This window comes from Streptomyces sp. NPDC046862, from assembly GCF_040704615.1.
GTDB lineage: Bacteria > Actinomycetota > Actinomycetes > Streptomycetales > Streptomycetaceae > Streptomyces.
In genome coordinates this window covers 98,777-113,021 of the sequence record NZ_JBEYXP010000011.1, presented here as the reverse complement: position 1 = coordinate 113,021, position 14,245 = coordinate 98,777, and the positions used below count along the sequence as shown (strand labels likewise).

The window sequence follows — 14,245 nt, the reverse complement described above, 5'->3', positions numbered from 1 at the left end:
GTGAGTGAGGACAAGGTCTGGCCCCAGCACGAGCTCGGCAGGAAGCTGAGCAACTGGGGCCGCTGGGGCGACGACGACGAGATAGGCACCCTGAACTTCGTCACGGCCCAAAAGCGCGTCGAGGCGGCGCAACTGGTGCGCACCGGCAAGTCGTTCGACCTCGGCATGGCGTTCGACAAGGACGGGCCCTTCAAGGGCGGCGGCTTCCGCAACAACCCCCTTCACGTGATGACGCTGCTGCCGTCGGACACCGCGCACTCGAAGGACGGCCTGATCTCGGCCGACGACATGATCATCACTGGTCTGCAGGCGGCCACCCAGTGGGACGGTCTGGCCCACGCGGGCTACGGCGGCCACTTCTACAACAACGTGCCCGCCGCCGCCGTCAACAACTTCCTCGGCGCCACCCGCAACTCCTTCCACAAGGCCGTCGACCGGCTGATCTCCCGCGGAGTCCTGCTGGACATCGCCCGGCTGAAGGGCGTCGACCGGCTGGAGGACTCCTACGAGATCACGGAGGCCGATCTGCTGGCCGCGGAGGAACGCCAAGGCGTACGCGTCACCTCCGGTGACATCGTCCTGCTGCGCACCGGGTCCTACCAGTGGTTCCTGGAGGGCGACCGGGAACGCTTCCTGGGCAACGCGCCCGGCCCGGGCCTCGACACCTGCCGCTGGCTGTACGAGCGCGAGGTCGCCGCACTGGCGGTCGACAACCACTCCGGCGAGGTCTGGCCCAGCACGGTCGAGGGCGCGTCGATCCCCTTCCACCAGGTCGTGATCCGCGACATGGGGCTCACCCTCGGCGAGATGTTCAACTTCGAGGAGCTGGCCGCGGACTGCGAGGAGGACGGAGTGTGGGAGAGCCTGTTCGTCGCACCGGGGCTGAAGGTCACCGGCTCGGTGGGCTCCCCCATCACCCCGATCGCACTGAAGTAGGCGCCGGGATGACGACTTTCGCAGACGTGCACGCCGGCGTGGTGGCGGCGATCTCGGCGCAGGCTCAGGCGCAGGACGACGGGCGCACCGAGGACATGGTCGCCTGGTACCTGCCGGACGCCGTGATGGAGATACCCGGGGTCGCGACGCTCGAAGGCGTCGACGCCATCCGGGAGGCGTTCTCCAAGCCGGGGTGGCGGCCCGATCCGGACCGGCCGCAACGCCACGTCATCACCAACACCGTGGTGACGGAGTGGGACGGCCGGCGGGCGAGGGCGACCAGCGACGTGATGATGATCAAGAACGACGGATCGGCCTGGTCCATCGCCGTGGTCGCCCGGTACCACGACGAGTTCGAGGAGTCGGCGGGGCGCTGGCTGCTGCGCCGCCGACGCGACGAGTACCTGGCCTTCCAGCCCTGAGGGACACCGGTGGAAGGCGTCCGCGGCCCGGTGGGAGAGCGGTTCCCGCCGGGCCGCGGACGTGCGTCGCTCACCCAGCCGGACTGCCGCGTGAGCAGGCGTGGTACGGATTCAGAGCTGTACGACGACTGTCTTCGTCGCGGTGTACGCGTCCAGCGCCTCCGCGCCCTTCTCACGGCCGTACCCCGACTTACGGAATCCGCCGAAGGGGAGTTCGACGCCGCCGCCCGCGCCGTAGGTGTTCACGTAGACCTGACCGGCCTCCACCTCGGCGGCCACCCGGTGCGCCCTGCTCAGGTCGCTGGTCCACACCGCGCCGAGCAGCGCGTAATCGGTGCCGTTGGCGAGAGCGACCGCCTCCTCCTCGGTGGAGAAGCGCATGGTGGTGAGCACCGGGCCGAACACCTCCTCCTGGGCGAGCGGTGACGCCGGGTCGACGCCGTCGATCAGGGTGGGGGTGAAGTACGCGCCCTCGGTGATTCCGTCCGGCTCGGCGACCGTGCCGCCGTACAGGATCTCGCCGGTGCCCGCCGACTCGACGTAGCCGCGTACCCGGTCCTGCTGTTTGCGGGAGACGAGCGGACCGAGGTCGGGATCGTCGAGGCCGCGGCCGATCGACACGTTCGCGAAGTGGCCCACGACGCGCTCCACCAGTTCGGCGTGCACGCTCTCGTGGACCAGCACGCGCGAGCCCGCGGAGCAGGTCTGCCCGGCGTTCTGGAGGATGGCGCTCGCGACCACCCGCGCGGCCTTCTCCACGTCCGCGTCGGCGAACACCAAGTGAGCGGACTTGCCCCCGAGTTCAAGGGTCACAGGGGTCACCCGCTCGGCTCCGGCGGCGGCGACTAGAGCACCCACGCGGGTCGAGCCCACGAACCCCAGGTGGTCGACGCCCGAGTGGTACGCCAGTGCGGCACCGGCCTCGGTACCCAGCCCGGTCACCACGTTGATCACCCCCTGTGGCAGTCCGGCCTCGATGGCGAGCCGGGCCACGGTCACGGCCGAGCGGGGCGTCTCGTCGGCCGGCTTGACCACCGTGCAGTTGCCCGTCGCCACAGCCGGGGCGACCTGCCGCGCGAGCAGTTGCAGCGGGTAGTTCCAGGCGAGGAGGTGGCCGGTGACGCCGTACGGTTCGCGCCGCGTGTACACGTGGAGGTCCTGGCGCAGCGGGATGCTGAGGCCGTAGTAGGAGTCGATGGCGTGGCCGTAGAAGCGGAAGTAACGGGCGCACACACGGGCGTCGCCCAGCGCTTGGGAGAGTGGCTTGCCGGTGTCCTCGCTGTCGAGCCGGGCGAGTGCGTCGGCCTGCTCGACGATCAGGTCGGCGAGGCGGCACAGCAGTCCGGCGCGCTGCTCCGGTGTCGTCGTACGCCACGTCCGGTGCGCGGCGCGGGCGGCGGCGACCGCCTGGTCGACCTGCTCCCGGCCCGCCCTCGACACCTCGCCGAGCGAGAGTCCCGTGGAGGGATCGATGTTGTCGTAGGTCTCGTTCGCCGCGACCGGGCTCCCGTCGATGAAGGACTCGGTCACCTGCCGGGGCTGACCTGCGGCTTCGCCTGGCTCACTCATGCGGTGCCTCCTGCTGCCGTGCGCCTTTACCGCCCCGTCCGGCACGCTCCGGGTGGTGCCGGATCGGTGATCAGATCACGCCTTGCTCGCGCAGTTCATGGCGGCGTTCGGCGTCCAGGCCCAGCAAACCGCCGTAGATCTCGTCGTTGTGCTCGCCGAGGGCCGGGCCCAGGTGGTCGATGCGGCCCGGGGTCGCGGAGAACCGGGGAACCGGTGCCTGTACCCGCAGTGAGCCGAGTTCCGCGTCCAGGATCCGCGGGAAGACGTTTCGCGCCAGCAACTGCGGGTCGCCGACGAGCTGTTCGGCGTCGTAGACCGGGGCCGCGGCGACGTCGGCCTCCTCGAAGATGGTCATCGCCTCCTCCAGGGTGCGCTCCCGGATCCATCCGGCCATGATCGCGTCGATCTCGCCGGCGTTCTTCAGTCGCTGCTGGGCCTCGGCGAACCGGGGATCGGTGGTCAGCTCCGGCCGTCCCACAGCCTGCAGGGCCCGCTTCGCGATCGTAGGCGCGCTGCCGGACATGGCCAGCCAGTGGCCGTCCTTGGTCAGGTACACGTTGCGCGGTGCGCTGATGTCCCAGCGGTTGCCCATCCGGCCCGGGATCGTGCCCAGTTGGTCGTAGGTGAGTACGGACTGCTCCAGCAGGCGTGCCAGCGGTTCGATCAGGTTGATGTCGATGAGCTGGCCGTCGGCGCCGTGGACGTCACGGTGGTAGAGCGCCATTATCACCGCGTAGGTCGCCGTCAGCCCCGCGACCCCGTCGGCAAGCATGAAGGACGGCAGGGTCGGCGGCCCGTCGGGACTTCCGGTGAGATGGGCGAATCCGCTCATCGCCTCGCCGAGCGTGCCGAAGCCGGGGTGGTCGGACTTCGGGCCGCCCGCCCCGAATCCGGTGACGTGCACCATGACCAGCCCAGGGTTGCCTGCCGCGAGGTTCGGGTAGTCCAGCTCCCACTTCCGCAAGGTCGACGGCCGAAGGTTCAGCACGATCACGTCCGCCTGCCCGCACAGCTCATGCAGCAGGTCCCGTCCCCTCTGATGCCGCAGGTTCAGGGTGACGCTCTTCTTGTTGCGGCCGACGCTCTTCCACATCAGCCCGACGCCGTCCTTCTGCGATCCCCACTGCCGCAGCGGGTCCCCGCCGTCGGGCTGCTCGACCTTGATCACATCGGCGCCGTGCTCGCCGAGCCAGGTCGCGATCAGCGGGCCCGCGGCAAGGGTGGCGGCGTCGATGACGCGGAGACCGGCCAGTGGTCCGTCGCCCATGAGTGCCCCTGGGAAGCTTATAGATAAATCATCTATACAATTGAGAGGAGATCGTGACGCTACCACAGCACCTTTCACAGCGGCAAGACATGGCGCGGCGCGGCCGAGGAGCCCACCCCGGCCGCCTTGACAGCGCACCCTTTCCCGTGAATCCATCAGGTGCTATTTGGTAGATGAGTTCACTCTTTCTGTCACGTCACGAGAGGCTCCGATGCCAACACCCCGCAGTGACCAGTTGACCCTGGTCGCCTTCCTCCAGGCCTCCAACGTGTCGGTGTACTCCGGCTCCTGGCGCTATCCCAGCGCGGCTTCCGACTTCCTGGACGTGCGCTACTACCAGCGGATCGCCCGGGTCCTGGAGGAGGGCACCTTCGACCTCCTGTTCTTCGACGACCGGCTGGCGATGCCGTCCATCCACGGTGACTCCCCCGCCGACGCCGTCCGCTACGGCGCCCGGCCCGTGAAGCTCGACCTGAGCACGGTCCTGGGCGCGGTCGCGGGTGCCACCGAGCACATCGGACTCGGCGCGACCTACTCCACGACGTACTACCAGCCGTTCCACGTGGCCCGGGTCTTCGCCACACTCGATCACCTCAGCGGTGGGCGGGCGGCCTGGAACGTGGTCACCTCGGTGAACGACGCCGAGGCGCAGAACTTCGGGGTGAAAGAGCACCTCGGCCACGGCACCCGCTACGACCGGGCCGAGGAGTTCATCGACGTCGTCAGCAAGCTCTGGGACTCGTGGGAGGACGAAGCCATCGTCGCCGACCGCGTGAACGGCGTCTTCGCCGACCCCGAACGGGTCCACGAAGTCGCCCATCAAGGCGAGTACTTCGACGTGCGCGGGCCGCTGACCGTGCCGCGCACCCCACAGGGCCGTCCGGTGATCATCCAGGCCGGCCAGTCGGACCGGGGCCGTCAGTTCGCGGCCAAGTGGGCGGACCTGATCTTCACCGGCGATCCGAGCCAGGCACTGGCGCGCGAGCACTACCAGCAGCAGATGGAACTGATCACGGAGGCAGGACGGGACGCCGACTCCGTGCGCCTGCTGCCCATGGTCTACACGATCGCCGGTGAGACGGAGGCCATCGCCCGGGAAAAGGAGTCGGTCTTCCTGCACCATCTCGTGCACCCCATGGCGTCCCTGACGCTGCTGTCCGAGGTGACCAACCACGACTTCTCCGGGCACTCCCTCGACGACGTCGTGACTGACGAGCTCGTCGACTCGGTCTCCGGCATCCGCGGACTCGTGCAAGGGGTCCGCAAGCATCTGGGGGACCGTTCGCTCACCCTGCGCACGCTGGCCAACCACCGCGCCACCCTGCTCCAGGGACCGCGGTTCGTCGGTACGGGCCCGCAGATCGCCGAGCAGATGGAGCACTGGTTCCACTCCCGCTCCTGCGACGGCTTCGTCATCGCGGCCACCCACTTCCCCGGCGCCTTCGAGGACTTCGTCCGGCTGGTCGTCCCCGAGCTCCGCGCTCGCGGCTTGGCCCGCACCGAGTACACCGGCAAGACGCTGCGCGAGAACCTGGGCCTCGAGAGGCCGGCGAACGTGTTCGCCCGCGATCCGCAGTCATCGGCCGTCTGAGGCCTCAACCCCCGAAGTCAGGAGAAGCGATGTCGACCCCGCCGTTGCGCCGGTCCGAGCTGGCCACGCCCGCCACCAACGAGCGCATGTTCGCCAAGGCCGCCGCCTCGGACGCCGACCTGGTCTTCCTCGACCTGGAGGACGCCGTGGCCCCCGCCCTGCGCGAGGAGGCCCGCGGCAAGGCGGTGCGGGCCCTCAACGAGTACGACTGGGGCACCACGGCCCGCGCGGTGCGCATCAACGCGATCCACACCAAGTGGGCGTACGGCGACATCATCGAGGTGGTCGAAGGGGCCCGGGAGAACCTGGACACCCTCATCGTCCCCAAGGCCACGGCAGCGCGGGACGTGTGGTGGGTCGACGTACTGCTCACCCAGATCGAGGAGAGGATCGGCCTCGGGAAGCGGATCCGCCTGGAGGTCCTGATCGAAGACGTCGCCGGTGTCGCCCACGCAGAGGAGATCGCCACCGCCAGCGACCGGCTGGACGCCGTGATCTTCGGCGCCGGGGATCTGTCGGTGTCCCAGGGCGCCCGTGTCGACACCAACTTCCGACCGCGCGAGCCGTATCCCGGTGACTTCTGGTACTACGCGCGGATGCGGGTCCTCACCGCCGCGCGGATCGCGGGAATCGCCGCCATAGACGCTCCCTACCCGGACTTCCGGGACCCGGAGGGCTACGAGCAGGACGCCCGCGCCGCGGCCAGCCTCGGGTTCAACGGGAAGTGGGCGATCCACCCCTCGCAGATCGAGATCGGCAACCGGGTCTTCCGGCCGTCGGACGCCGAGATCGAGCGTGCCCGGCGCAACCTCGCCGCCTATCGCACCGCGGAGGCCGACGGCCTCGGTGCCACGAGTGTCGACGGCCAGTTGGTGGACGCCGCTCATGTGAAGCTGGCAGAGCAGATCCTCGCGCACCAGTCCGTGGCGGCCGACTGACCGGACCAGGGGCCGCCGCCCTTCCCGCACGCCACGGGCGGCGGCCCCCGCGGGACGGTGTGCCCCCGCGCGGCCAGGCCGTCCGGCAGCTCCTGGACGCGCACCCGCAGGGTTCACCCAGCCCTCGGGGTGCCGCCCGTCCGTCCCCGTCGGCTCACCCGGAGAGGGTGGGGTCCGGTGCGCTCTCCGCGTCCGATGCGCTGTCCGCCACGAGCGGGAAGTGACACGCGACGTACTGGTCCTCTCGGACCCGGCGCATCTGCGGCTCGCTGACGGCGCACTGCTCCGTGGCCAGCGGGCACCGCGTCCGGAAGCGGCAGCCCGTCGGGGGCGCAAGCGGCGACGGGATGTCGCCCTCCAGCGCCGGCCCGCTGAACCCGTGCTCGGTGTCGAGCAACGGGACCGAGTCGAGCAGAGCCCGCGTGTACGGGTGGGCCGGGCGGTCGTAGACCAGGTCGGCGTCGCCGAACTCGCACACCTTGCCCAGGTACATGACCATCACATCGTCGCTGACCGCCCGGACCACGCCCAGGTCGTGGGCGATGAACACCACGGTCAGCTCGTACGCGGCCTTGAGCTCCTCGATCAGGTTGAGTGTCTTCGCCTGGACCGAGACGTCGAGGGCCGACACGGGCTCGTCGCAGATCAGCAGCTTGGGGTCCAGTGCCAGGGCCCGGGCGATGGCCACGCGCTGCGCCTGCCCGCCGGAGAGCCGGCGGGGCAGCACGTCGGCGAACCGCTCCTGGTCGAGGCCGACCTGTGCGAGGACGGCGGCCGACCGCGCGGCACGCTCCGGCGGAGGCATGCCGCCGATGGCCAGCCCCTCCTCGACGATGTCCTTGACGGCGCGGCGCGGGTTCAGGGAGGCCACCGGGTCCTGGAAGACCATCTGCATCTCACGCCGCAGGGTACGCAGCCGGGCCGGGCCGGCCTGGTCGATCCGCTCGCCCCTGAACTCGATCGTGCCCCCGGTCGGCTGGTTCAGCCGCAGCACGGCGCGTCCGGTCGTGGACTTGCCGCATCCCGACTCGCCCACGATCCCGAGTGTCTCACCCGGCAGGACGTCGAAGCTGATGCCGGACACCGCCTGGACGACGCCGGCGTCTGTGGCGTAGTCGACGACCAGGTCCCTGACCGTCAACAGAGCCGCACCACCGCGCAGATGGGCGTCTCCGCTACCCGCCATGGGACTCACCTCCGGACAGTGGAGCGGCCGGGAAGGAGACGGGGACGCAGCAGGCGACCCCGTGGTCGTCGCCCACCGAGGTCATGGCCGGTCCCGGGACGCCGCACTCGGTCCGGGCCGCCGTGCACCGAGGACCGAACCGGCAGCCCGGCGGTGGGTCGACGGGATCCGGCAGTGTCCCGGAGATGAGACGCAGCGGGGTGTGCCGTGGGTGGTCGATCGTGGGAACCGCCCCCAGCAGGGCGTGGGTGTACCGGTGCCGCGGTGCCGCGAACACCGTGCGTGTCGCCCCGACCTCGGCGAGCCTGCCGGCGTACATCACCGCCGTGCGGTCCGTGCGCCCGGCCACCACGGCCAGGTCGTGGCTGATCAGCATCAGTGCCGTCCCCCGGTCCCGCTGGATACGGCGCAGCAGGTCGAGGATCTGACGCTGGACGGTCATGTCCAGCGCCGTCGTCGGCTCGTCGGCGATGAGCAGCTCCGGTTCGCACGCCAGAGCCGTCGCGATCATCACCCGCTGACGCATGCCTCCGGACAACTCGTGCGGATAGTTCCGCATTCGCCGTTCCGGATCGGGGACGCCCACCTCCTTGAGGAGAGCGACCGCCCGGGACCTCGCTTCCGCGCGCCCGACGCCCAGATGTCGCCGCATCCCCTCGGTGAGCTGCCGCTCCACCCGCACGACCGGGTTGAGCGATCGTCCCGGGTCCTGAAGCACCATGGCGATCTGGGCCCCCCAGATCTTCCTGAGCTCCTTGTTGGGCAGGGCCAGCATGTCCCGTCCTCGGAAGAGGATCTGACCGGAGCATCCGGAGCGCCGCGGAAGCATTCCCATGATCGCTTTCGCCATCACGGACTTCCCGGACCCCGACTCCCCCACGATGCCCAGTGACTGCCCGTGGCCGATCGTCAGGGAGACGTCGTCGACCGCCCGGACGACTCCGCGCGGCGCCCCGATATGGGCCCGCAGACCGCGCACTTCGAGGATCGGATCGTTCATCGTGCTCTGCATGGCCTGTCGCGACCTTTCATCCGGACGGCAGCGCAGTCGGCAGGAAGAGCCGGTACGGGAATCGTCTAGTGCTTGATCCAGAGTTCCTCGGGCCATAGGGAGCCGAAGCCGTACTGCTGGAGGCCTCCGACGTCGTTGGCCGAGATGACGCCGGCGGCGGTCCGGTTGACCCAGAGCACGGGGTGGAGTGACGCCAGGCGCTTCTGGACCTCCTCGTAGGCCGCCTTGCGCTTGTCGACGCTGGTCTCCGTGCGTCCCTCGTTGAGGGCGGCGTCGAGCTGCTTGTCGGAGATGCCGCTCATGTTGGTCGGGGAGGTGCTCTCGAACGCGGTCGAGAGCCTCGGTTCGGGGTCGATGAAGGAGGCGGAGCTCGTGGTGACGTCGAAGTCATGCGAGGTCTGCAGGGCCAGGAACTCGGCGAACTCCACGAGCTTGATCTTCACGGTGACGTTCTTGAACTTGCTCAGCTGGGCCTGCACCGCCTCGGCCACTGCTTTGCTCTCGGTGGACGAGGTGTTGGTGATCGTGAACGAGACGGGCTTGCCGTCCGCGGCGACCTCGTCGAAGAGCTTCTGCGCGGTGGCCGGTTCCGGCTTGCTCACCGGGATGTCGGCGTGGAAGGGGGAAGATTTGTCGAACAGAGTGTCGACCGTTCGAGCGGCACCGTTGTAGACCGACGCGTCGACCGCGTTGAAGTCGACCGCCGCCGCCACCGCGGCACGCGCCCGAGGATCGTTGAACGGTGCCCGTCGCGTGTTCAGTGCCAGGTAGGTACCACCGCTGAGTGGCATGGTGTTCGTCGGAAGCCCGGCGTCCTCCGCCTTCTTGAGGTTCTGCCAGTTCGACTCGACGGCGAGGTCGGCGCCACCGCTGGTCACCGTGTTGAGTCGCTGGTTCGCGTCGACGGCGGCCCGCAGGGTGAGAGTGTCCAGGTACGGCTTGGGAGCGTCCCAGTAGCCGGGGTTCTTCGCCAGCACCATGGCGTCCTGGCGCCGCCATTCCTTCAGGGTGTAGGGGCCGGCACCGACCGGACGCGCGTCGAACGCCTTGGCTCCCTTGGCGAGCGCGGTCGGCGAGGCGATCCAGTTCAGCGAGGTGGTGACGATCGACTCCGCGAAGTGGGACTCCGGTTCCCGCATCTTGACCTGGAGGGTCGTCGCGTCCAGTGCCTTGGTGGAGGCGACCCGCGACGCGTCGGCGAGGTACGGGGAGCCGGTCTTGGGGTCGCGCATACGGTCCCAGTTGTATTTGACGGCCGCGGCGTCGAGCGCGGTGCCGTCGGTGAACTTGAGCCCGTCGCGCAGCTTCAGCTCGTAGGTCCTGCCTCGGTCGGTGGTGGCGAAGGACGTGGCCATCGAGTACTGGGTCTTGCCGGACTCGGGGTCGTCGGTGAGCAGGGTTCCGTAGAGGGCGTTGCCAACGATCGCGCCGCTCGCGAAGTTGTTGCCGTTCAGGGCCGGGTCGAGCGTGCGCCACTCGCTGAGGGTGAGCACCTTCCCGGCACCGCCGGGGACCGGCTTGCCCGACGCCCCACCCGAGCCCTTCGGGCTCTGCCCGTCGCCTCCACCTCCGCAGGCGGCGAGCAGGAGCCCTGCCAGGGACGTGGCGACCACTGTCGTGGTGAAGCCTCTCGTTCGGATCATCATGGACCTCTCGTCAGGGGCGGGTCAGGGATGGATCGGCTCGACGGATACGAGGGATGAGCTGCGGACGCGCGTCACTCGCCAAGCCCTCGGTCGAATCGGTGGCGCAGGTGGTCCCCGGCCTGGTTCAGGGCGAACACCGTCAGGAAGATGAACGCGGTGGGCACGAAGACCATGTGCGGGTAGTCGCCGATCGCGTCCTTGCCGTCGGCGATCATTCCGCCCCAGCTCGGCGTGGGCGGCGGAATGCCCATGCCGAGGAAGCTCAGCGAACCCTCTGCCACGATCAGCGCCGCCATCACGACCGGCAGGTAGGCGCCCAGAGAGGGCAACAGGTTGGGCAGGATCTCGCGCCCCAGGACCCGCCGGTCGCTCGCGCCCATGTTGCGCGCGGCGGTGATGAACTCCCGCGAGGCCCAGGACAGTGTGTTAGCCCTGGCCAGGCGGATGAAGGTGGGGACGACAAGCAGCGTCAGGCCGATCAGGATGGTCGACACGCTGGGAGTGAGGACCGAGGAGAGTGCCAGGAGCAGGATCAGCGGCGGAAACGCCAGCATGGCGTCGGCCAGCAGCTGTATCAGCGCGTCGACCTTGCCGCGGAAGTATCCCGCGAGCATCCCGAGGCCCGCACCGACGGCCGCCCCGAGCAACCCCGCGCCGGCCCCGACCAGGAGGGAGACCCGCGCGCCGTAGACGCACCGCGACAGCAGCGAACGACCCAGCTGATCGGTGCCCAGGGACAGGTCCAGCGAGCCCGGTTGGGGCGTCTGCCGCGGTGCACCGATGGGCGTGCCGTACGGCGCCAGCGGAAGCACGTCGGCGAGGGCGGCGGCGAGAACGACGACAGCGAGCCAGGTGTAGGCGATGTAGACGAGGATCGACCGTCTGCGCCGCGTCGGCGCGACCGACGGCTCCTCCGTCCGATCGTCCTCGGTTCCGGAGCCGGGCTCTTGTGCCGCCGTGTACTCGGCGGTCCGTTCGGGGCTCGTCATGCTGCGGTCACCTTCCTCACCCGCGGATCCAGCCAGTGGTAGCTGAGGTCGACCAGCGTGTTGACGACCACGTACGCCACGACGACGAAGACCACGATCCCCTGCACCGATACGAGGTCGCGGGAGATGATCGAACTGACGATGAGCTGGCCGAGTCCCGGCAGCGAGAACAGGGTCTCCACCACGACCGTGCCCCCGATCAGCCGGCCGAGGTTGATGCCTGCGAGCGTGATGAGCGAGAACGACGACGGCCGCAGGGCGTGCCGGAACATGACGTAACTCCGGCTCAGACCCTTTGCGTGCGCCGCGCCGATGAAGTCCTCGCGCAGTGTGGAGATCAGATCCGCCCGCAGCGCCCGGTGGAAGGAGGCGATCTCGGTCAGCGAGATGGCCACTGCGGGGAGCAGGGCGCTGCGCAGGTTCGCGCCCAGCCCGTCGTCGCCGACGCGGGACCACCCGCTCACCGGGAACCAGCCCAGTTGGAGCGAGAAGAAGTAGATGAGCAGCGGACCGGCGATGAAGGCCGGGACCGACAGCAGCACCGACGAGAAGGCGGTGGTCGCCCGGTCCGTGACCGTCCCCTCCCGGGCTGCCGAGAGCACGGCCAGCAGCACGGCGGCGCCCAGGGAGATCGCCAGGGCGAGGCCCGCCAGTTCCAACGTCACGGGCAGACGGGCCAGGACGGCGTGGACCACCGATTCGTTGGTCACCGGCGAGGTCCCGAGGTCACCCGTGACCGCGTCACCCAGCCAGTCGGTGTACTGCCTCCACAGAGGCCGGTCCATGCCCAGCTGGGCGTTCAGCCGGGCGATCGACTCCGGTGTCGGGTTCTCTCCCAGGATGACGGACGCGACCGAACCGGGCGCCAGGCTGAGCAGCGCCACCGACCCCATGGTCACCAACAAGAGGACGGTGAGGCTGCGCAGAAGGCGTCTCGCGGCGTTGAGCACCATGCGTCTCTCTTTTCTTGCAAGGGCACAGGTGTCTTGTAGGGCACAGGTCTCGAAGGGCCAGGTGTCATGAGGCACCGGTGTCTTGAACGGCACGGGTGGCTTCGTGGCGCGTTGTCAGCCCAGCATGGTGACGGCCCGCAGGCGGTGGGCGCGGGGTGTCCGCTCAACGGAACGGATTGTGCGAGGACTCTTCGTGCGGCGGAGATCGCGATGTGCGATACATGCAATAGGCCGTTCGGTCCAAAACGGAAGCTGAGAACACGACGTAGCCACACCGGGAGTGAGAGTCCGATGCCGTGGCCACCGGGTCACGGCCGGACTACGAGATCAGACGCCAGAAGGTCATCGACACAGCGGCCAGACTGTTCGCGCGCAAGGGCTACGCCGCGACCTCCGTCAACGACCCGAGCCAGGCGGCCGGTCTCGCCAAGGGCGCCCTGTACTACTCCGTCGGGTTTAAGGAGAACCTGCTCATCGAGATTCAGGGCCGGTCATGTCACCGCTCCTCGCCCGGGCCCAGCAGATCGCCGTGGCCACAGAACGCCTCGCCAGCGTCCTCTCGGCCAGAGTCGGCCAGGTCGAGGTGGAAGAACCGGTACATGCTCCGCGGCGCAGCATGCCCCTGACGCAGCGGGTCGGAGGGATGACGTGACGCGGATGAACCGTGGCGCGAGCCTCAGCGCCGGGTCGTACGCCAGGTCCGGCCTCCGGACGTCGGCGCTTTCCGCCCTCAGACCGACGGACGATCCGATTGATGCCGGTTGGCGGGCGCCCCGAGAACGGAGCCCGGGGGCGCGGTCGATCGCGCCCCCGGGAAGGTCAGACGGCCGTGGTAGGTGTCACGCGGGCTCGGAGGTGTAGGCGAGGGCACCGAGGATGCCCAGGTGGTTCTGACCGCCCGGGTTGGACTGGCCCGGGGTCAGCGTGGCGATCGGCCACTGGCAGTCGAGGTCCATGTAGAGCGTGATGACCTGGCCGGAACCCGCATTGTTCGCTGCCGCGCGCACTGTGGCGACGTCCGGGATGTCCGTGCAGGTGGACGTGTTGGCCTCCAGAGCGCCGGAGCGACCCCCGAAGTCCTGTGCCTCGTAGGCGGTTCCGACGATGCTCTGCGTGCCGAGCTCGTCAGCGCCGGCCGGGGCGGCGACCGCGAGAGCGAGCGCGGCCGTCGTGACCGAGAGAACGGAGGCGTGCTTGATCGTCTTTAACACGGCTTTCCTTTCGTGGGGTGAATGAGGGGAGTACTTTACCTTTCAATATCTGACGCGACAAACGGCACGGGCGGTGATCCGGCCATCAACTCCCCTTGCATTTACGCCTGTTGCTTTAGAGTCAACCGAAATCGGATGGTGCATCGGATTACAGCGCGATACGAGGACGACCGACCCTGATGCCGGGCAGATCGCGATGCCGCCCCATGACGAGATGTCCGTGAAGAACCGGTCAGGCCGCAAGAGGTGGAGCAGCCTGGCGAACGACCGGATTCCGCTCCCGACCCGCCAGTGGGCGGAGGACCTCGAGACACCCGAGCAGGGCGGCAGGCATCGCCGGCACAGGCGCTGACCGGCAGGCAGATGATGGCCACCGAGCTGCACGTCGTGCAGCCCGACCTCGGCCTGACGCTCTTGGAGCTCCTGGAGAACAGGGAGGCGTTCACCGCTCAGGTGGTCGGCGACCGAGCGCTGGTCCAGCTCGCGCACATCCTCACGGCACAAGCCTAGGGCGAGGAACACCCG

The 14,245-nt window shown here is 69.1% G+C and carries 14 protein-coding genes; 6 read left to right on the top strand and 8 right to left on the bottom strand.

Features of this window, described 5'->3' with window-relative positions:
- Both AB0959_RS14725 and AB0959_RS14720 read left to right on the top strand, forming a co-directional pair.
- Entirely contained in the window at positions 1-936 is a 936-nt protein-coding gene (locus AB0959_RS14725) for a cyclase family protein (protein ID WP_366826771.1), read from the top strand.
- Between the two features lie 8 nt (positions 937-944).
- The gene (locus AB0959_RS14720; RefSeq protein WP_366826770.1) at positions 945-1,358 is read left to right on the top strand and encodes a nuclear transport factor 2 family protein; all 414 of its coding nucleotides are present in this window, start codon (positions 945-947) and stop codon (positions 1,356-1,358) included.
- Positions 1,359-1,469: 111 nt separating this feature from the next.
- Here the strand turns inward: AB0959_RS14720 and AB0959_RS14715 are convergent, their stop codons facing one another.
- Positions 1,470-2,927 (bottom strand): aldehyde dehydrogenase family protein, encoded by a 1,458-nt coding sequence (locus tag AB0959_RS14715; RefSeq protein ID WP_366826769.1) that lies wholly within the window; start codon positions 2,925-2,927, stop codon positions 1,470-1,472.
- Between the two features lie 70 nt (positions 2,928-2,997).
- Complete coding sequence (locus tag AB0959_RS14710; protein WP_366826768.1) at positions 2,998-4,194, bottom strand: CoA transferase; 1,197 nt, start codon at positions 4,192-4,194, stop codon at positions 2,998-3,000.
- A gap of 211 nt (positions 4,195-4,405) precedes the next feature.
- Here AB0959_RS14710 and AB0959_RS14705 point away from each other — a divergent pair, with 211 nt between their 5' ends.
- Entirely contained in the window at positions 4,406-5,785 is a 1,380-nt protein-coding gene (locus AB0959_RS14705; protein ID WP_366826767.1) for an LLM class flavin-dependent oxidoreductase, read from the top strand.
- Between the two features lie 29 nt (positions 5,786-5,814).
- A complete protein-coding gene (locus AB0959_RS14700) occupies positions 5,815-6,723 on the top strand; it encodes a CoA ester lyase (RefSeq protein WP_366826766.1) in 909 nt (302 codons plus the stop codon).
- A gap of 154 nt (positions 6,724-6,877) precedes the next feature.
- Here the strand turns inward: AB0959_RS14700 and AB0959_RS14695 are convergent, their stop codons facing one another.
- From AB0959_RS14695 to AB0959_RS14675, 5 genes are all read right to left on the bottom strand, one after another.
- Positions 6,878-7,909, bottom strand: a complete 1,032-nt coding sequence (locus AB0959_RS14695; RefSeq protein WP_366826765.1) for an ABC transporter ATP-binding protein — start codon at positions 7,907-7,909, stop codon at positions 6,878-6,880.
- A complete protein-coding gene (locus tag AB0959_RS14690) occupies positions 7,899-8,921 on the bottom strand; it encodes an ABC transporter ATP-binding protein (RefSeq protein ID WP_366826764.1) in 1,023 nt (340 codons plus the stop codon). Before AB0959_RS14690 ends, AB0959_RS14695 begins: the two co-directional genes overlap by 11 nt.
- A gap of 65 nt (positions 8,922-8,986) precedes the next feature.
- On the bottom strand, positions 8,987-10,567 hold the full coding sequence (locus AB0959_RS14685; protein ID WP_366826763.1) for an ABC transporter substrate-binding protein: 1,581 nt from the start codon (positions 10,565-10,567) through the stop codon (positions 8,987-8,989).
- Between the two features lie 71 nt (positions 10,568-10,638).
- Complete coding sequence (locus AB0959_RS14680; RefSeq protein WP_366826762.1) at positions 10,639-11,556, bottom strand: ABC transporter permease; 918 nt, start codon at positions 11,554-11,556, stop codon at positions 10,639-10,641.
- Positions 11,553-12,509 (bottom strand): ABC transporter permease, encoded by a 957-nt coding sequence (locus AB0959_RS14675; protein WP_366826761.1) that lies wholly within the window; start codon positions 12,507-12,509, stop codon positions 11,553-11,555. The genes AB0959_RS14680 and AB0959_RS14675 overlap by 4 nt, the downstream gene beginning before the upstream one ends.
- A gap of 296 nt (positions 12,510-12,805) precedes the next feature.
- Here AB0959_RS14675 and AB0959_RS14670 point away from each other — a divergent pair, with 296 nt between their 5' ends.
- Positions 12,806-13,135, top strand: coding sequence for a helix-turn-helix domain-containing protein (locus AB0959_RS14670; RefSeq protein WP_366826760.1), 330 nt, complete (start codon positions 12,806-12,808; stop codon positions 13,133-13,135).
- Positions 13,136-13,348: 213 nt separating this feature from the next.
- On the opposite strand, the gene AB0959_RS14665 is transcribed toward AB0959_RS14670, so the two are convergent.
- A complete protein-coding gene (locus AB0959_RS14665) occupies positions 13,349-13,720 on the bottom strand; it encodes a hypothetical protein (protein WP_366826759.1) in 372 nt (123 codons plus the stop codon).
- Positions 13,721-14,083: 363 nt separating this feature from the next.
- Between AB0959_RS14665 and AB0959_RS14660 the strand changes: the two genes are divergently transcribed.
- On the top strand, positions 14,084-14,230 hold the full coding sequence (locus AB0959_RS14660) for a hypothetical protein (RefSeq protein WP_366826758.1): 147 nt from the start codon (positions 14,084-14,086) through the stop codon (positions 14,228-14,230).
- Positions 14,231-14,245 lie beyond the last annotated feature (15 nt).

Bases quoted from the DNA above. Each gene is read 5' to 3' on its own strand.
- AB0959_RS14700 (WP_366826766.1), top strand. From the start codon at position 5,815: ATGTCGACCCCGCCGTTGCGCCGGTCCGAGCTGGCCACGCCCGCCACC.
- AB0959_RS14705 (WP_366826767.1), top strand. From the start codon at position 4,406: ATGCCAACACCCCGCAGTGACCAGTTGACCCTGGTCGCCTTCCTCCAG.
- AB0959_RS14695 (WP_366826765.1), bottom strand. From the start codon at position 7,909: ATGGCGGGTAGCGGAGACGCCCATCTGCGCGGTGGTGCGGCTCTGTTG.
- AB0959_RS14685 (WP_366826763.1), bottom strand. From the start codon at position 10,567: ATGATGATCCGAACGAGAGGCTTCACCACGACAGTGGTCGCCACGTCC.
- AB0959_RS14710 (WP_366826768.1), bottom strand. From the start codon at position 4,194: ATGGGCGACGGACCACTGGCCGGTCTCCGCGTCATCGACGCCGCCACC.
- AB0959_RS14660 (WP_366826758.1), top strand. From the start codon at position 14,084: ATGATGGCCACCGAGCTGCACGTCGTGCAGCCCGACCTCGGCCTGACG.
- AB0959_RS14680 (WP_366826762.1), bottom strand. From the start codon at position 11,556: ATGACGAGCCCCGAACGGACCGCCGAGTACACGGCGGCACAAGAGCCC.
- AB0959_RS14690 (WP_366826764.1), bottom strand. From the start codon at position 8,921: ATGCAGAGCACGATGAACGATCCGATCCTCGAAGTGCGCGGTCTGCGG.
- AB0959_RS14715 (WP_366826769.1), bottom strand. From the start codon at position 2,927: ATGAGTGAGCCAGGCGAAGCCGCAGGTCAGCCCCGGCAGGTGACCGAG.
- AB0959_RS14675 (WP_366826761.1), bottom strand. From the start codon at position 12,509: ATGGTGCTCAACGCCGCGAGACGCCTTCTGCGCAGCCTCACCGTCCTC.
- AB0959_RS14720 (WP_366826770.1), top strand. From the start codon at position 945: ATGACGACTTTCGCAGACGTGCACGCCGGCGTGGTGGCGGCGATCTCG.